Below are 17,220 nucleotides of genomic sequence, written 5' to 3'. Positions count from 1 at the left end.
GAGGCGAGACCACGGTGGCGAATCTGGCAGCGATCCTCGAGCAAGGCGGGACGATCGCCCAAGCAGTCGCCAAGGTCGCTGCCGGGAACGAAGTACAGACAGCCAACGGAGACCAGATCCAAGAGGCAGTCGGGCGATTGAACCGGGACGGTTAGGAGCCGGTCGCGTTCCCGACCGAACAGGCCCCGGTCCGTTCGAAGACGATCGCGTACTGGTCGACACCGAAGTCCTGCGGATCACCGTATTGGATCGAACGCGGGTTGACGCCAGCCTGGAGGAGATCCCACGTCGAATCGCGAGGCGCGCCAGTCGACCGGAAGATCGGTGCTGGGCCGAACCGGCCGCCGATCTCGTAAGGGTAGGTGTCGGTAGCGAGGAGGTCCCGGAGGTACGCTTCGACGATCGGATCCTCGTAACGTGCCGCGAGAGCGCTGTGGTTCGAAGGGGCAAGATACAGCAGCGCCTGCTGGTGGTTGAGAACGATGAACTCCGGACACCGCGCTGGCAGATCACGCATCCACTCGCCGATCGACTGGCCTGGATCAGTGCGGTTCGACCAGCGATAGGTCTCGACCCCGTGCGGGACGGCTGCTTCCTGTGGATCCCACGGGTAGGTTTCGACCGTGGCGTTCGGGCCGGCATTGTTCGAAACGTACGAGACAGCCTGGTCACGGGGCTGTGTAGCGTAGCCGACCGTGCCGATCCCGGTATAGACGGCCGTCGACACCACCAGGGCAACGGCCAGCACGCGGGCGAGGCGCTGGCGGCGCTCGGCCAGTCGTCTGAGCGCGATCGAAAGCAGGACGACGAGCAGCGGAATCGTCGGCAAGAGGTGGTGGGTCCGGAGGTACGACCACATCGAGAACACCGCGAGTGCGACGAACAGTCCCGAGAGGACGACGAGCAGGCCATCTGTCTCTCGCGTTCGGTCACGGAGTCGCCCGAGAGAGACGGCGACGCCGCCGAGGACACCGACGAACAGCGGCCAGCCGAGGCCGTTGAGGTAGCTTCTGGTGAGCCACCACCACGAGGGGTGATCGTACAGCCAGCCGTGGGGCGAGGACTTCGCGGACACACCGCGACCGATCCGTTCGAGCACGACCATCGGCCCCTCGGCGAAGACACTCGGGAACGAGAGGAAAAACACCACCAAGCCGAGTAGCACCGAGCGCTTGATCACCGTCGGTCGGTACACCGACCCCCAGAAATCAGCCGACCGTCGGGCCCGAAGCAGGTACGCGACCCCAAAGAAGATCACGCCGATCCCGGCGGTGAGCTTGAACGCCATCGCCAGTCCAGTCAGCCCGGCCCCAGCGACCACGAGGTTCCCGTCGCCAGTTTCCAGAAACCGGAGCGAGAGATAGAGGACCAAGAGTAAACAAAACAGCATGGGGATGTCCTCGCCGGCTTCGTGGGCCAGCGAGACCAGCGCCCAGGTCAGTGCCAACAACAGCGCGGCCAGTCGACCGGTTGCCCGGTCCCGTAACTGGGTTCCGATCCGATAGACGAGATAGACACAACCGACGGCCAAGAGCACCGTCACGAGTCGCGCGGCGATGATACTCCCCGTCCAGACCCACCCTGGGAGCGCGTGCCAGTTGGCAAAGAGATCCTTCGTCGCCGTCGCCCGGATATTGGCGAAGGTCTCGAAGTCTCCCGTAAACGCCGTCGCGGCGATGACGGGCAAGGCCGTCAGTCCGTAGAGGTACATCGTCGGACCGTAGGCCCGCCAGTGAGACAGACCGTCCCGGATCCCCTGGATGCTTGGATCGTCGAGATAAAAGCCCAGCACTTCGAGCGGATCCACGACGCGCCAGCGCTCGTCTCGGGTCGCGAAGTTGGGCACGCGGTGCCAGATCCAAAACAGCGACAGGACCGCCGACAACAGCAGGATATACCGGAGTTTCCGGTCTACCGCCAGGTCGGTTTTGACCTGTCTGCGTGCACGACCGACCCACTCACGGAGGGCGCCCATCGGGGGATCATCCGGCGCTCGCCCGAATAAACCTGCCGAGAGCGACCGAGCAGCGGGCCAGCGTGGGCCAGACAGAACGCCTACCGCAGCCAAGTAACGAAAATCGTCCGCGTCAGGCCGAACGCGTAGCCAAGCGTCGGTTTCTTGCTCTCGCCGTCGTCTCGCTGCCGGATCGTCACCGGCACCTCCTCGATCCGGAGCGCGTTCTTCCGGGCCTCGATGAGGAGTTCGGGGGCGCTGAATCGCTCTTCGGTCAGGGTCAACGCGGAGAGAGCAGACCCACGTATCGCCCGGTACCCGTTGGTACAGTCGGTGACGTCGAGTTTCGCGACCAAATTGATCAGTGCGGTGAACACCCGGATGCCAGCCTGTCTGGCCGGCCCGTTGTCCGAACGGTCGGTGCCGACGTACCGCGACCCGACCACGAAGTCGGCCTGGTCGGTCGCGATCAACTCCAACAACTCTCCGAGGTACTCGACGGGGTGTTGGCCATCAGCATCCATCGTCACGACCGCGTCGGCACCGTTGCGCTGGGCGATCGCGAAGCCAGTCTGGAGGGCGCCACCCTGGCCCTGGTTGATCGGATGTTCGGCGACGATCGCGCGCGTGTCGGCGACCACGCTCGCGGTGTCGTCCGTCGAGCCATCCGAGACGACGACCGGCTGGATGGCGTAGCCACCGGCACGCTCGGGCAGCGAGGCGACCACATCGGCGACTGCCCCACCCTCGTTGTAGGCCGGAATGACGACGAACGCGACCGGCCCCTCCGGCGTCTCGACCGTCGGGGCGCGTTCGACCGTCAGCGAGCGGGTGAGGTCACCGATCGTGAGCTGATTCGAGCGTGTCCGGGCGAACAGCCAGAGGACAAGCACCGTCAGCGTCACGTTCGACAACAACGCGATGACCAGCGGGCGCTGTTCGATGTTGAGCAGGGTCCCAATCCGATTGAACAGCGTCGGCGCGAAGGCCATGAGCGCGATCCCACCGGAGAGAGCCAGCGAGACCAGTAGCTCCGCCTTCGAGAAGGTCGTCCGGTAGCGCTCCAGGCCCCACAGGAAGACGATAACGGCCAACACACCCAACACAGCCGTCAGTTCTGGCCCTCCCAGCGCGGGCGTCTGGAGGACCGTCGCTCCCAAATCGAACGGCTTGAGGGGCAATACTCCCATTGGATAGACGATCGGCGATGCGGATATTAGGCCTTGTGCATCGGGCCCCGACACCGACAGGCGTAGGTGGGCCGGGCGAGAACTCCCGGGCCGACCCATGGCGTCACCACCGCGGGCCGTCCTCACGATCGACGCCGAGAGCTTCGCCCACACGCCCGCCTACCGGACGGCCGGTGGCACCGTCGCCGATCCGGATGTCGGCCCCGAACAGATCGACCGACTCGTCGAGACGATGGCCGAGTACGACGCCCGAGGGACCTGGTTCGTCGTCGGCGAGTTGGCACGCGATCACCCCGATCGGATCGAGGAGGTCGCCGCGAACGGCCACGAGATCGGGTCCCACACGGTGACTCACCGTCACCTCACGGATCTGGCTGCCGACACACGCCAAGCGGAACTGCGGGACTCCCGAGAATCGCTCGAAACCATCACGGGCCAGTCGGTGACTGGCTTCCGTGCCCCATCCTTCGATATTGGGGCCGATCACTTCGAGATGCTCGCCGAGACGGGCTACCAGTACGACTCCAGTACTGTCCCGTGCCGGTCGATTCCGGGCTGGTACGGCGGCGAGTGGTCGATCCAGCGGCCGACGACCGCCGACACAATCCAGTCGGGCGCGAACGCGTCGATCGGTGAACTCCCGGTCGCCGTGATGCCCGGACTTCGACTACCACTGACGGGGACGTGGCTGCGCTTTTTCGGCGTCCGCTATACGATCGCCGGCATGCGATGGCTGGCACGGCGCGGGATTGCGCCGGTGCTGTACGTCCACCCCTGGGAGTTCGCCGACCTGCCACGCGTCGAAGGGGTGCCCCGTCGGGTGTACGTCCGGACCGGCGCGTGGATGTGGCGAGCGCTCGAACGCATCTTGGAGGCCGACTTCGAGTTCGTGACTGCCCGTTCGGTACTTGAGAGCGAGACCGACACCTTCGAACCGGGCGCGGCGCCGGACAACTAGGGTACCCGACCAAGCCCATCGCCAGACCGAAGCTATTGTATTCGCCCGGGGGGAGGTTGACCCAAGATCGACATGACCGACGACATCGTTCTCGTGACGGCCGACTCCGTGCGACGCGACTTCGTCGACGCGATGTCGTTTCTCGACGGCCACGACGTCCTCACCGGGGTGACCGCCGGCCACTACACGCGCCCGAGCCTGGCGGCACTGCAATCTTCCCGGGTGCGCGCTGCCGTCGAGTCGAAAGTCATCGGGCCGACGCTTGCGGAGGTGCTCGGCGAGGCGGGCTACACCACCATCGGTCTCGTGCCATCCGCCCAGGCCGATCCAACCTTCGATTTCGACGCCGGCTTCGAGTACTACGACAACTTCATGTCCGGGGCAGGCAACCCCGCGAAGAACCGACGCAGCCGGTTCCGGGAGTACCTGGGCTCGTTCGATCTCGTCCGGCAGGTCTACCGGCGCGTCTACCCGATGGCCGCCAATATGGACGACCTGCCCGACGACGAGGAAGTCCTCGAAACCGCGATCGAGCAGTTCAACGACGCCGATGGGCCGCGGTTTCTGTGGGTCCACCTCATGGGCACCCACCGCCCGTACGGCTCGGGCGACGACGCGATCCCGAACGCCCTCGATCGAACGGCCGAGGCCGCGGGCGGGCGCCACTGGTTCGGCTCGAACGAAGTGAGCGACGCGGGCCACGAACGGATCGTCTCGGCCTATCGGGACGCTCTCGGGCGGGCCGACGAGCGGATCGAACAGTTGCTCGACGCACTCGACAGCGATCCCATCTTCGCGTTCGCGGCCGATCACGGCGAAGAACTCGGCGAAGAGGGCTACTACTACCACCAGGGCTATCGCCGCCGGGTAGCCGACTCGTTGATACAGGTGCCGGTGGTCCTCGACGGCATCGAGACGCTTGGCGAGCGGCTGAGTCTGCTCGATATCGCGCCGACGCTGGTCGCGGGCGTCGGCCTGGAGACCCCTAACGCCTGGCAGGGGACAGATCTCACGAGTGGACGGACCGAGCAGACACTAACGGTTGCGCCGTGGCACGAGCAGGCGACGGTCTGCTGGCAGGACTTCGAGCGGAAACTGATCGCTCGCGACGCCGAGGTATCGTTCCAGCGCGGCGAGGAGACGGCGGCCGTCAGTTCGAGTGACGTCTCGGCGGCCGTCGAGCAACAACTCAAGGATCTGGGGTATGCTGACGCTGGCTAGTCAGCGCCCAAGCGAGGCGCGAGACGATGAGTGAGAGCCGACAGCGCCTGGTGACCGCTGCCCGCTACGCGATCGGGCTGGCGGTGTTGGCGTGGCTGGTGAGCCAGACCGACTGGGGGAAAGTCGCCGGCACTCTCGGGCAGATCGATCCGCTGGTCGTCGTGGCGATCCTCGGCCTCTCTATCGTGGGACTGTTGGCCCGCTTTTGGACCTGGCACGTCCTGCTCAATCGACTCGCCCGGACGCCGTTTCGCGTGGCTGCGGGCACGACCCTGTCGGTCGCGTTCGTCAATCACCTCAGCCCGACCCAGGCCGTCGGGCGGTCGCTCGCTCCCGTCGTCCTCAGACAGTACACCGGCCGATCGTGGGGGACACTCGTTGCTGTCGCCGCACTCCACACCGCGCTGTACGCGACGCTGTACGGGCTGGTCGCTACCGTCGGTCTACTCGTGTTCGGGTTGTCGATGGCGCCGTGGCTGTTGGCCGCGCTGGCGGTCTCGGCGGCGGTCTACCTCGTTGTCGGAGTGACGGTGATCGTCGCTGGGACACGCCTCGACGGGGTAGGCACACTCGCCAGCGGGCTCGAACGACGGCTTCCCACTGATCGCATTCCGCTCGCGGGCGAGGCAATCGAGCGGTTTCTGGGAGCGCTGCCGGACCTGGGCGCCGATGCCGCCGAGACGTTTTCCACGCTGCTTGGCTCTCCCCGGACGCCAATCGCGTACGCTGCCGGGTGGATCGTCGCGCTCATGGCCGTCCCCGCCGCACGGAGTTGGTTGCTCTTAGACGCCGTCGGCGAGCCGTTTACCCCCGCGATCCTCCTCCCACTGGCGTTGGTGACCGCCTACGCCGTCACGTTCGTGCCGGTCACGCCCGGCGGTGTCGGCGTCGCCGAAGCCTCGGGAACGCTCGTCCTGGCCGCGCTGGGCGTCCCACCGGCGGTCGGTGCGCCGACGATCCTGGTCGATCGATTCCTGGGAGTCTACCTGCCGGCGTTGGCGGGTTGGTACCCCACGATCCAGCTCGATCTCTCCCGGACGAGCGGCGAGTGAGCAAGCGTCATACTGTATATAAATACCGCATCGGAGACGATGCATGGCCCCAGGCCAGTCGTATGCCATTCCATGGCACGATAGTCGATTTCTGCCCGCTGTACGGCGATTATCGGGCAAACTGTGAGCCGTGAGCGCCCTCGCGGGCGGAGACAGAAACCCGTACATTTATATAGAACCACAGACAAACTTTCGATCGACACATGAGCCAGCAAATGCAGGGCCAACCGATGGTCATTCTCGACGACGAGGCCCAGCGGATGAAAGACGACGACGCCCAGAGTCACAATATTTCGGCGGCTCGGGCGGTCGCACAGTCGGTCCGGTCGACACTCGGACCGAAAGGAATGGACAAGATGCTCGTCTCCCAGATCGGGGACGTCACCGTCACCAACGACGGCGTCACCATCCTCCAGGAGATGGACATCGACAACCCGACGGCAGAGATGGTCGTCGAGGTCGCCGAGGCCCAGGAGGACGAGGCCGGCGACGGCACGACGACGGCAGTCGCGACGGCCGGCGAGCTCCTGAAAAACGCCGAGGACCTGCTCGAACAGGACATTCATCCGACGGCGATCATTCGTGGGTTCGACATGGCCGTCAAGCAGGCCCGCGAGGAGATCGACGACATCGCCGAGGCTGTCGACCCTGACGACGAGGCGATTCTCAAGTCCGTCGCCGAGACGAGTATGACGGGCAAGGGGGCCGAACTCAACCTCGACCTCCTCTCGGATCTGGTCGTCAACGCGATCCAGGCTGTCACCGTCGACGCCGAGGACGGCTCGACGATCGTCGACCTGGAGTTCGTCGACATCGAGTCCAAGCCGGGCCGTCCCGCAAGCGACTCCACGCTCGTCGAGGGCGCGGTCGTCGACGAGGATCCCGTCCACGAGGACATGCCGACAGACCTCACGGACGCGAACGCTCTCTTGCTGGATACGGCACTCGAACTCGACGAGACCGAAGCCGACGCCCAGCTCAGCGTCGACGATCCCGAGCAGCTCCAGCAGTTCATCGAGCAAGAAGAGGCCCAGCTCCGGGAGATGGTCGAGACGATCGATGCGGCCGGCGCTGACGTCGTCTTCTGCCAGAAGGGCATCGACGACATGGTCGAGCATCTCCTGGCCAAGCGAGACATTTTGGCCGTCGAACGCACCAAGAAATCCGACATCGAATTCCTGACCGAAGTGCTTGGCGCACGGATCGTCTCGGACCTGGAATCGCTGACCGAGGCCGACCTCGGCACCGGCGACATCACCCGGGAGGAAGACGATGGCTGGTTCGTCGTCGAAAGCGACGGCCACGGCGTGACGCTGTTGATCCGTGGCTCGACCGAGCACGTCAGCGACGAACTCGAACGCGGGATCAACGACGCCCTGGACGTCGTTGCCTCGACAGTCAGCGACGGGCGAGTGCTTGCCGGTGGCGGCGCGACGGAAGTCGAACTCGCGGGCCGGATCCGCGATTACGCCGACAGCGTCAGTGGCCGCGAACAGCTCGCCGTCGAAGCCTTCGCCGATGCGCTGGAACTCGTCCCGCGCGTCCTGGCCGAGAACGCCGGCCTCGATTCGATCGACACGCTGGTCGAACTCCGCTCGGCCCACGAGAGCGGCGACAAGCGCGCCGGTCTGAACGTCTTCAGCGGTGACGTCGTCGACACGTACGACGACGGCGTCGTCGAACCGGCCCACGCCAAGACCCAGGCCCTCTCCAGTGCGGCAGAAGCCGCCAACCTGGTCCTGAAGATCGACGACATCATCCAGGCCGAGCAGACGGAAGGCGAAGGCGGTCCGGGCGGCGCCCCCGGCGGCATGGGCGGCATGGGCGGCGGTATGGGCGGCATGATGTAGGAGAGCCGAGGAACTGAGACTCTCCGGACAGCCGAGCGGGCCATCGGCCCCCAGCCCAGCCGGCGTCTCCCCCGAATCGCTCTCGACGCAAAGCAACGCGATTCTGTCCGTTCGATACGTAGGTTTTGACCAAAGAGTACAGCTACCTGCTTCGAAGTGCCAGATAGAAACTTTGAGGGCGACGGAATCGAGTCAGTCGTTCAGTCCCGGTCGCCGGCACCGAGGGCACTTTCGCCGACTTTCTCCGAGCCTTCGATGCGTGCTTGGCCGTCCATGTACGGGCGTAACGCCTCGGGGACGGTCACGGTGCCGTCGTCGTTCTGATAGTACTCCAGAATCGCCACCAAGACGCGGGGCAGCGCGACCCCGGAGGCGTTCAGCGTGTGGAGATACTCGGCCGATTCGTGCCGTTCTGGCCGGTAGCGTAGCCCGGCCCGGCGGGCCTGGAAGTCCTCGAAGTTCGACGCCGAAGAGACCTCGAGCCAGCGACCGCCCTCCGCCGGACCCTCCGCCATGTCGTCGCCGGGGGCCCAGACCTCGATATCGTAGGTTTTGGCCGACGCAAATGTCAAATCACCAGTACAGAGATCGAGTACGCGATAGGGGAGGCCCAACCGCTGGAGGACTGCTTCGGCTTCATCGAGCAATCCGTCGAGACGTGCGTCGCTGTCGTCGGGTTCGACGAAGTTGACCAACTCCACCTTGTTGAACTGGTGGACACGAACGATCCCACGGGTCTCGGTGCCGTGCTCGCCGGCTTCCTGGCGGAAGTTCGGGGTGTAAGCCTGGTGTTTCAACGGCAGATCCTCAGAGAGGAGGATCTCGTCGCGATACATGTTCGTCACCGGCACCTCGGCGGTCGGACACAACCAGAGGTCCTCGTCTTCGAGTTTGTAGGCGTCGTCGGCGAATTTGGGGAGTTGACCCGTCCCTGTCATCGACTCACTCGAAACAGGGATCGGCGGAAACACCTCTTCGTACCCCTGCTCGCGGTGGATATCGCGCATGAACTGGATGAGGGCATGTTCCAGCCGGGCAGCCTCGCCCTTCAAGAAGTAGAAGCCGCCGCCCGAGACTTTCGCGCCGCGTTCGAAGTCTAAGATGTCCAGTTCCTCGCCAAGGTCGTAGTGTGGGGCCACGTTCTCGGGGAGATCTCGGCGCTCATCGAAGCCCCAGCGGCGGACTTCGACGTTATCGCTCTCGTCGTCACCCTCGGGAACGTCGTCCTGTGGGATATTCGGGATTTCGAGGAGGCGCTGTTCCAGCTCGCGCTCGAGTTCGTCGGCGCGTTCCTCGACGTCTTGAAGTTCGGTCTTGAGTTCCTGGGAGCGCTCGATAGCGTCCTGGGCAGCCTCGTCGTCGCCGTCCTGTTTGAGCTGGCCGATCTTCGAAGAGACTTCGTTGCGCTCGTGTCTGAGGTCGTCGCCGCGGGCCTTCAACTCGCGCCACTCCTCGTCGATCTCCAGGACGGCATCGAGATCGACGTCAGTGACGCCGCGGGCCGCGAGCATCTTCCGGACGTCTTCAGGGTGCTCGCGAATGTACTGGCGTGGTAACATGGACGCGGATTCTCGGTGGCGTCCCAAAACCGTATCGTTCTGGCCGTCGCCACGGCTGCTGACTGACGGCACAGCCGCTTTCAGCGAAGTGTCCCGGAGAAACCCCGTCTATATCTTCACCTTGTAACCAGAACCACTTAAAGGAAACCGCGATCGTCATCCAGGGCCGATTGGGCTGCCGTCAGGTGGCCTGTGCCGGGTTGTGGACGAACGGAATCCAGCGGTATCAGAGGCGCTCGCCGTCCCACGACGTGGACCATGGAGCCGCGATGACGCTGCGATTCGACCACGCCTGGCGTCACCTTGGGTGACAGGTGGTGGCAGTTACACGCGCGAACCTCCGTCGAGTCCAGCCGAGGCGTCGTTGCTCGGGATGGAGTCAAAAGTCGCCCAGTTCTGCTTGCCCGCCGTCGCCGGCCAGGTCGCTCGCTTGCTGGATGGTCGCGTCGAAGGTTTCGCGCTGACTCCGATCGTACAGCGTCGCGGCAGGATGAACACACACCAGCACACGCCGGGTCGTCCCTCTGATCTCGACGTCTTCTATCGAGCCGGCTTCGTTGGTGACGGCAACGTCTCGCCCGAGCAGGTGCTCGCCGGGTACTTTTCCCAGCGTGACGATCACTTCGGGGTCGACGATCTCGATCTCGCGTTCGAGGTACTGTCGACAATGCTCCAGTTCTTCGGTCGTCGGATCGCGATTCTCCGGTGGCCGACACCGCAGACAGTTAGTGATGCGTACGTCCGCGCGGGCGAGTCCCGCGTCCCGCAATCCCTCGTCCAGTACGCCCCCGCTCCGGCCGACAAAGGGTTCGCCCCCCTGATCTTCCTGCTCGCCCGGGGCCTCACCGACCAACAGCAAGTCGGCGTCGGCGGGGCCAACGCCGTCGACGATCCGCGAGCGCGACTCGACGAGCGCCTCGCAGCGTCGACACCCCCTCACGGAGAGGCCGTCCATGTGTTCCATAGCCGGGTCTGGGGCGCGGGGCGGCAAAAGCGTCGCTATCGCTCCCGAGCCGTGTGCTCTAGTCTCTCGATCGACTCCCGCTGTCGTCTTCGAACCGTTCGTCGGCAGCTCTGGCGGCCAGTCGAGCCACTCGGAGTGGTTCGGGTCGCCCGCCGTCGGGCGTAAACGCGGCGAGGAGTTCTCGGGCCTCCGCGTGATCACAGCCGACCTGCCGGACGAAGACCGTCTCGCCGTTGACACTGACGGACTCTCGTGTCGGTTGTGCCTGGTAGGTGGCCAGCCGCCAGGCGAGTGCTTCGCCGTCGAATTCCTCACGGAGCGTCGCTTCGAGGCCCGAACTGTCCTCGAAGGTGACGGCAACGACAGGCAGCCCCGTCTCCTCGTGGAGCCGCGGCAGGTCGAAGAAGTTGAACCACGCGGGTGCGATCCCCGCGAGCAAAAGCGAGCGGACGTCCGCTCGGTCTAAGCGATCGACCATCCCGAGGACGGCCGCGGTCGCGTCACGCCCGCCGACGGTACACCGCCCGAAGACGAAACCGTCGGCGACACGACTCGCACGGACCACTGCGCCACAGAGCGTCGACTGCTCGCCGACGAAGGATTCGGCGATCCCGAGGACACGGACGCCGGATTTCACGACAGGAACTGTCCCGAGTAGTCGACAAGGTGCCTCTCGAAGGCGGTCCCGGAGACGGCGACGCTGCTCACGTTACGTGTTCTCCTTGATGTCGGATAACTTATCGAGCAGTTCGTCGTTCGAGGCGGTAAACTCGAATTCGACGTCACCGTTGTGTGTGTTTTCCGCGGCGTTAACCCCTTCATCATCGTCGAAATCGGCATCGAGGTCCTGGTTCTCCTGTTCGGATTCGTCGTAACTCCCGAACCCCATATCGTGTGATGCTATGACGTTCGTGGTGAAAAATCACACGCACACTCCACGTTCCATGCTAACGCGACACGACAGAGCGCATCGTAGACCACCGTCAGACTCAACAGCGCGCTGGCCCCACGCTCGTCTATGGACGTGTACAATGTCACAGCCGACGCGGAGACGTTCACCGCCAACGCCTACCTGGCGACCGGCGAGCGTCCGACGCTCGTCGATGCCGGTGCGATGGCTGGTGTCGTCGACGTGATCCGGAACTATACCGACACAGTGGACGCCGTCGTGCTCACTCACCAGCACGGCGATCACGTTGCCGAACTCGATGCGGTCCTCGATGCCTTCGACGCGGATCTGTACGCCGAGGCTGGGCATCCACGCCGGACGGACGCGCTCGCAGACGGCGACACGCTCCAGATCGGTGACGAGTCGTTCGAGGTCATCGCCACGCCCGGGCACGCCGACGATCACGTCTCGCTGGTCAGTGAGTCGGCGCTGTTCTCGGGTGACGTCGTGGTCCACGACGACGGTGCCTTCGAGAACGGCAGTTTCGGGCGGACGGACAAGCCGGGCCAGTCCCGTGAGCGACTTATCGAGAGCATTCGCGAGATCCTCGATCGGCTACCAGCGGGAGTCGAACACATGTATAGCGGTCACGGCGGTGTCTTCCACGGTGACGTCCGGGATGTCGTCCAGACGGCACTACAACGAGCCGAGCGACGAGAGCCCAAATACGACTGAATACCTGGACAATCCGCTCTCCCGACCGAGCTTCACCCGAGTTGTTGCCCGCATCTCTTTAAGTGGTTCTGGTTACAAGGTGAAGATATAGACGGGGTTTCTCCGGGAGCAATACTCGTGAGTGGTGGGTCCAAAGCCCGTGGATTCAACTGTTCGTAGCGACGACTAGGTGACGATGAACGGCGAGGGCGTCGATAGCAGTGGGCAGGTCGCCGAACCGGCCGAGCGTGAGCGTCGCGAGTGGCGAAAGCAACGAGACGTCTCCGCCGAGCCGGGCGACGGGGCACTGTCGCGAGCGGAAGCCCGACGGGACGAACTGATCCGGCAATGGGACATGGTGACGCCCAGTGCGACCACGATCGGTCGCCCGGATCGCCCCGGTGACGACCTCGATGACTCACTGCGGCGACTCCACAACGAGCAACATCCCGCCATGGCCGGCCACGCCGAACGGATGCACCGCCTCGATAAGGCCCGGATCACCCACGCGCTGTGTAACGCCCTGGATCTGACGCCCTGGGAACGCGATCGCGTGCTTGGCATCGTGACCGAGATCGACCTCACGGCGTTTGGCAGCCAGCGAGCGATCCCCAAGGTCGCTCTAGTGGTCATCCAGCACGTCGTCGACAGCGAGCGCCAGGGGGCACTCGGCCTGGACGACCCCGAGCGACTCGCCGCACTGACGCCCGACGAGATGGCTTCACTGTACGATCACTTCCAGTCGATCACCGACGACGAGCGATACCGGCAGTTGATCGACAGCTACGGGCTGGACATGACCAGCGTCAACCGACTCGATCGGGTTTTAGACGAGCAACTCGACGAGCAGGGGCTTCGAGACGCCGTCTTCGGTCGCTCCGGTCAAAACGTCAAGCGGTGGGCAATTGCCGAGGAAAGCGACGCGGACACTGCCTAGGCGGTTGCACCACGACGCCGGAGACACGCAACCGACACCGGCTCGTCGGGACTGCCGACGGATGTCACAGTCAGTGCTTGGCGGCCGGTCGCTGTTCAGAGGGAATCGCCATCGGTATATCGCTCAGTGCCCCAGAGAAGACAAGAAATGGTTCACGTGAGCGTCATCGGCTGTGGCCACATGGGCGGGGCGATCGTCCGTGGGCTCGCCGACAGCGAGCACCGGGTGACGGCCTGCGACGTCGAGGAATCGGCGCTTGAAGAGCTAGCCGGAGTCGCCGAGGAGACGACGACCGACCTCACGGAGGCGGCCGAGGCTCCGGTCGTCGTCCTCGCCATCGAGCCGGATATCGTTGGGGCTCTCCTGGGGGACCTGTCTCTCGGTACCGACCAGACCGTCGTCTCGGTGGCAGCAGGGATTTCGACGGCGTTCCTCGACGCACGAACGGAGGCCACAGTCGTCCGGATGATGCCCAATGTGGCGGCCGAGTACGGCGAGATGGCCGCAGCAGTCTCGCCCGAGCCGGGAGCGAACGTCGCCACGTTGCTCGATGACCTGGGGACGTGGGTGCCCATCGACGAGGCCCACATGGATCTCGCGACGGCGATCAACGGCAGCGGGCCGGCCTTCGTCTTCTACCTGATCGGTGCGATGGCCGAGGCGGGCATCGACGGTGGGCTCGATCCTGACGCCGCCCACGCCCTCGCGGCACAGACGTTCAAAGGGGCCGCCGAGACCGTCCTCCAGAGCGAGACGGGCGTCGACGAGTTGATCGACGCCGTCGCGACGGAAGGCGGCACGACGATCGAGGGCATGGAGGTGCTGTGGGACAGCGACGTCGAAGCCGTCCTCGGCGAGACGGTGGCCGCCACCAAAGAGCGATCGGCGGAGATCACCAGCGAGGTCGGCGATGAGTGAGTTGATGGGGGCCACAGGTTCACTCGAATCGCTACTCACCAGCGGAACTTGACCCCCGTCGTGGAGAGAGACTGCGTTGGAATGACGCTTCGCTTGGGTGTAGAAGATGAACTGAAACCAGTTCTGGGTGGATGGGTCTCGGTGGGCCACATTCTCGGACGCGTTCGCAGAGGGGCATGGACAGCCTCAAATACCGATATTCGTCATAGTGACCACGCTGCGTAAACAATTGCCGCTATTGTGACCGATCCGACGATGAGGCGTAGATTGCTTGTCCAAGCAGCGACCGCAATCAAACTCCAGAGGGCCACGAGTAAACCTGCCTCCGCGGGTTTTTGTTGTCGCCACCTGGTATATGTCGTTGTCAAACCGGCGACGACCACAACCCCGAATAGTAGTTGGCCAAGCCACAGGAGGCTCCATCCCATAACGCCCACGGAGAGTACAGTGACGACACTATTTGATACTCTATAATCCATACTCGATATCTATTCTCTGATTGTATTATTCTCCATATGAATCTGCGCGTGAGCGATATACGAAATCCACGTTGGAGATGGTTGTAGTGTACCGACCGAACTCGTTACGGATCGTAGTAGGTTTGTCCGTCGCCCATTTGGCACACTACAATGAGACACGCCACTCTGATCGATCACCAAAGTGGGCAGACATCCTACACACGGGACGGCACTGACGATTGCGCAACCGCCGAGCGCTGGTCGGCGGAGATCACCAGCGAGGTCGACGATGACTGAAACGGAACCCCTTGCAGCAGAGACGATCGAACGTGCCCGCGAGCAGGCCGCGGGTGCAAAACGCGTGGTCGTCAAGGCCGGAACCAACTCCCTGACGGACGACGACTCGAACCTCGACGACGCCAAACTCGACAAACTGGTCGACGACGTGGTGGACCTCCTCGAACACGACAAAGAGGCCATCCTCGTCTCCTCGGGAGCGATCGGGGCCGGCCAGGGGCGAGTCGAATCCGAGACCGATACCGTCGAGGCCTCCCAGGCACTCTCGACGGTCGGCCAGAGCCACCTGATGCGCCGGTACACGGAGAGTTTCGAGCGCTACGACCGCAAGGTTGCCCAGATCCTGGTCACGCAGGCCGATCTCGACGATCCCGAGCGGTTCACCAACTTCCACAACACGATCGAGACCCTCCTTGATTGGGGTGTCGTCCCGATCGTCAACGAGAACGACGCCATCGCTATCGAGGAAATCCAGATCGGCGACAACGACATGCTTTCGTCGTCGATCGCGGTCGGCATCGACGCGGACCTGCTGGTGACGTTGACGGACGTCGATGGAGTCTACACGGGCAACCCGAAAGACGATCCGGAAGCACAGAAGATCGAGGCCGTGGGGACAAATTACGGCGCGATCCAGCAGATCGTCCAGCAGAGTTCCAGTGATGGCTTTGGCGGGATCACGACCAAAGTCGAGGGCGCGCGGTCGGTCAACGAACACGGCAGCCCGGCCGTGATCGCGGGATCGGCCGAGCCAAACGTCCTCGAACGGATCGCCGAAGGTGAACCGGTGGGCACAATATTCCTGCCTGTCAACGGGGCCTACGATGACTGACGGAGACACCGAACGCAAGGTCGAGGCCGCCGAAAAAGCGGCACTCGAACTCGCAAACGTCGACGACGCCGACCGCAACGCCGCCCTGGCGGCGATCGCCGACGCCATCGACGAGCACCGCGAAGCGGTCATCGCGGTCAACGACGAGGACGTCACGACCGCCGAGGAACTGCTCGAAGCCGGCGAGTACACCCAGGCGTTGGTCGATCGACTGAAAGTCGACGACGCCAAGGTCGACTCCATCGTCGAGATGGTCGACAGCGTCGCCGCGATGGACGACCCGCTGGGCGAGACCCTCGAAGCGCGCCATCTCGACGACGATCTGGACCTCTACAAGGTGGCAGTCCCGATCGGGGTCATCGGCACCGTCTTCGAGTCTCGACCGGACGCACTGGTCCAGATCGCCGCCCTCGCACTGAAGTCGGGCAACGCAGTCATCCTCAAGGGCGGCAGCGAGGCCAGCCATTCCAACCGCGAACTGTTCGAGATCATCCGCGAAGCCGCCCAGGAAGTCGAGGCCATCCCGGACGGCTGGGTTCAGTTGATCGAGGCCCGCGAGGCTGTCGATACCGTTCTCGAAATGGACGACCATATCGACCTGCTGATGCCCCGGGGTTCCTCGGATTTCGTCAGTTACGTCCAGGACAACACGCAGATTCCCGTCCTGGGCCACACCGAGGGCGTCTGTCACGTCTTCGTCGACAACGAGGCCGACTTAGCGGAGGCCGTCGAGGTCGCCTACGACGCGAAGGTCCAGTATCCTGCCGTCTGTAACGCCGTCGAGACGCTGCTGGTCCACGAGGACGTCGCCAGGGAGTTCCTGCCCGCGGTCGCTGATCGCTACGCCGAGGCCGGTGTCGAACTGCGGGGCGACAAACGCACGCGGGAGATTCTCGCGGACACGGGCGTCGACGTGCTCGAAGCGACGGCCGAGGACTGGCGAACCGAGTACGGCGACCTGATCCTCGCGATCAAGGTCGTCGACTCCCTGACGGCGGCGATCGATCACATCAACGCGAACGGCTCGAAACACACCGAGTCGATTCTGACCGAGGACGAGAAAGCGGCTCGAAAATTCATGACCGCAATCGACGCCGCCAGCGTCTTCCACAACGCCTCGACGCGCTTTGCCGACGGGTATCGCTACGGCCTCGGCGCCGAAGTCGGCATCTCGACGGGCAAGATCCACGCCCGTGGCCCGGTCGGCCTGGCGGGGCTGACGACCTACAAGTACTACCTCGAAGGCGACGGTCACCTCGTGGCCTCTTATGCCGGCGAGGACGCCGTGCCGTTCACTCACGAGGATTTCGAGGGGCCCTTCTAGAGACGAGCACCCGGAAGGTCCCACCTGGAGAAGCTATGGGTGCGACAGGACAGAGCCTCTTGCTGTTCAATCCCGAAATATTCGGCTGTTGACCGAGCTCACC

Annotated in this window: 17 protein-coding genes; 11 read left to right on the top strand and 6 right to left on the bottom strand. The window is 64.2% G+C overall.

The features are described 5' to 3' along the window. Positions 1–14: 14 nt before the first annotated feature. Positions 15–155 (top strand): hypothetical protein, encoded by a 141-nt coding sequence (locus FR699_RS11140; RefSeq protein WP_154552696.1) that lies wholly within the window; start codon positions 15–17, stop codon positions 153–155. On the opposite strand, the gene FR699_RS11135 is transcribed toward FR699_RS11140, so the two are convergent. Beyond that, the gene (locus tag FR699_RS11135) at positions 152–1,975 is read right to left on the bottom strand and encodes a glycosyltransferase family 39 protein (protein WP_154552697.1); all 1,824 of its coding nucleotides are present in this window, start codon (positions 1,973–1,975) and stop codon (positions 152–154) included. The two genes, FR699_RS11140 and FR699_RS11135, sit on opposite strands and share 4 nt — an antisense overlap. A gap of 80 nt (positions 1,976–2,055) precedes the next feature. After that, positions 2,056–3,144 (bottom strand): glycosyltransferase family 2 protein, encoded by a 1,089-nt coding sequence (locus FR699_RS11130; protein WP_158855463.1) that lies wholly within the window; start codon positions 3,142–3,144, stop codon positions 2,056–2,058. 97 nt (positions 3,145–3,241) lie between these two features. On the opposite strand from FR699_RS11130, the gene FR699_RS11125 reads away from it, so the two are divergent. From FR699_RS11125 to thsB, 4 genes are all read left to right on the top strand, one after another. Continuing rightward, positions 3,242–4,102, top strand: coding sequence for a polysaccharide deacetylase family protein (locus tag FR699_RS11125; protein ID WP_158855462.1), 861 nt, complete (start codon positions 3,242–3,244; stop codon positions 4,100–4,102). 72 nt (positions 4,103–4,174) lie between these two features. Then, positions 4,175–5,323, top strand: a complete 1,149-nt coding sequence (locus tag FR699_RS11120) for a sulfatase-like hydrolase/transferase (RefSeq protein WP_158855461.1) — start codon at positions 4,175–4,177, stop codon at positions 5,321–5,323. Positions 5,324–5,349: 26 nt separating this feature from the next. Beyond that, complete coding sequence (locus FR699_RS11115) at positions 5,350–6,375, top strand: lysylphosphatidylglycerol synthase transmembrane domain-containing protein (RefSeq protein ID WP_154552701.1); 1,026 nt, start codon at positions 5,350–5,352, stop codon at positions 6,373–6,375. 215 nt (positions 6,376–6,590) lie between these two features. Continuing rightward, positions 6,591–8,225, top strand: coding sequence for a thermosome subunit beta (gene thsB, locus FR699_RS11110; RefSeq protein ID WP_154553239.1), 1,635 nt, complete (start codon positions 6,591–6,593; stop codon positions 8,223–8,225). Positions 8,226–8,425: 200 nt separating this feature from the next. On the opposite strand, the gene serS is transcribed toward thsB, so the two are convergent. From serS to FR699_RS11090, 4 genes are all read right to left on the bottom strand, one after another. Beyond that, the gene (gene serS / locus FR699_RS11105) at positions 8,426–9,784 is read right to left on the bottom strand and encodes a serine--tRNA ligase (protein ID WP_158855460.1); all 1,359 of its coding nucleotides are present in this window, start codon (positions 9,782–9,784) and stop codon (positions 8,426–8,428) included. A gap of 379 nt (positions 9,785–10,163) precedes the next feature. After that, positions 10,164–10,748, bottom strand: coding sequence for a uracil-DNA glycosylase family protein (locus tag FR699_RS11100; protein ID WP_154552703.1), 585 nt, complete (start codon positions 10,746–10,748; stop codon positions 10,164–10,166). Positions 10,749–10,806: 58 nt separating this feature from the next. After that, complete coding sequence (locus FR699_RS11095; protein WP_158855459.1) at positions 10,807–11,385, bottom strand: DUF99 family protein; 579 nt, start codon at positions 11,383–11,385, stop codon at positions 10,807–10,809. Positions 11,386–11,457: 72 nt separating this feature from the next. Beyond that, positions 11,458–11,637 carry a DUF5786 family protein gene (locus tag FR699_RS11090; protein WP_154552705.1) on the bottom strand — a complete coding sequence of 60 codons (180 nt, stop codon included), beginning with the start codon at positions 11,635–11,637 and terminating at the stop codon, positions 11,458–11,460. Between the two features lie 129 nt (positions 11,638–11,766). On the opposite strand from FR699_RS11090, the gene FR699_RS11085 reads away from it, so the two are divergent. The 6 genes from FR699_RS11085 (at position 11,767) to FR699_RS11065 (ending at position 17,117) form a co-directional block, all read left to right on the top strand. After that, on the top strand, positions 11,767–12,372 hold the full coding sequence (locus FR699_RS11085; RefSeq protein WP_158855458.1) for an MBL fold metallo-hydrolase: 606 nt from the start codon (positions 11,767–11,769) through the stop codon (positions 12,370–12,372). 175 nt (positions 12,373–12,547) lie between these two features. After that, positions 12,548–13,288, top strand: coding sequence for a DNA-directed RNA polymerase subunit epsilon (locus FR699_RS11080; protein ID WP_154552707.1), 741 nt, complete (start codon positions 12,548–12,550; stop codon positions 13,286–13,288). A 147-nt stretch (positions 13,289–13,435) separates the two neighbouring features. Then, positions 13,436–14,206 carry a pyrroline-5-carboxylate reductase gene (locus tag FR699_RS11075; RefSeq protein WP_154552708.1) on the top strand — a complete coding sequence of 257 codons (771 nt, stop codon included), beginning with the start codon at positions 13,436–13,438 and terminating at the stop codon, positions 14,204–14,206. 629 nt (positions 14,207–14,835) lie between these two features. Further along, entirely contained in the window at positions 14,836–14,961 is a 126-nt protein-coding gene (locus FR699_RS13430) for a hypothetical protein (protein WP_255470257.1), read from the top strand. Beyond that, the gene (gene proB / locus FR699_RS11070) at positions 14,954–15,793 is read left to right on the top strand and encodes a glutamate 5-kinase (protein ID WP_158855457.1); all 840 of its coding nucleotides are present in this window, start codon (positions 14,954–14,956) and stop codon (positions 15,791–15,793) included. Before FR699_RS13430 ends, proB begins: the two co-directional genes overlap by 8 nt. After that, positions 15,786–17,117 carry a glutamate-5-semialdehyde dehydrogenase gene (locus FR699_RS11065; protein WP_233263400.1) on the top strand — a complete coding sequence of 444 codons (1,332 nt, stop codon included), beginning with the start codon at positions 15,786–15,788 and terminating at the stop codon, positions 17,115–17,117. The genes proB and FR699_RS11065 overlap by 8 nt, the downstream gene beginning before the upstream one ends. Positions 17,118–17,220 lie beyond the last annotated feature (103 nt).

This window comes from Halorhabdus sp. CUG00001 (assembly GCF_009797925.1).
Lineage (GTDB): Archaea > Halobacteriota > Halobacteria > Halobacteriales > Haloarculaceae > Halorhabdus.
The sequence above is the reverse complement of the archived record's forward strand: the minus strand, read 5'-3'. Positions and strand labels throughout refer to the sequence as shown.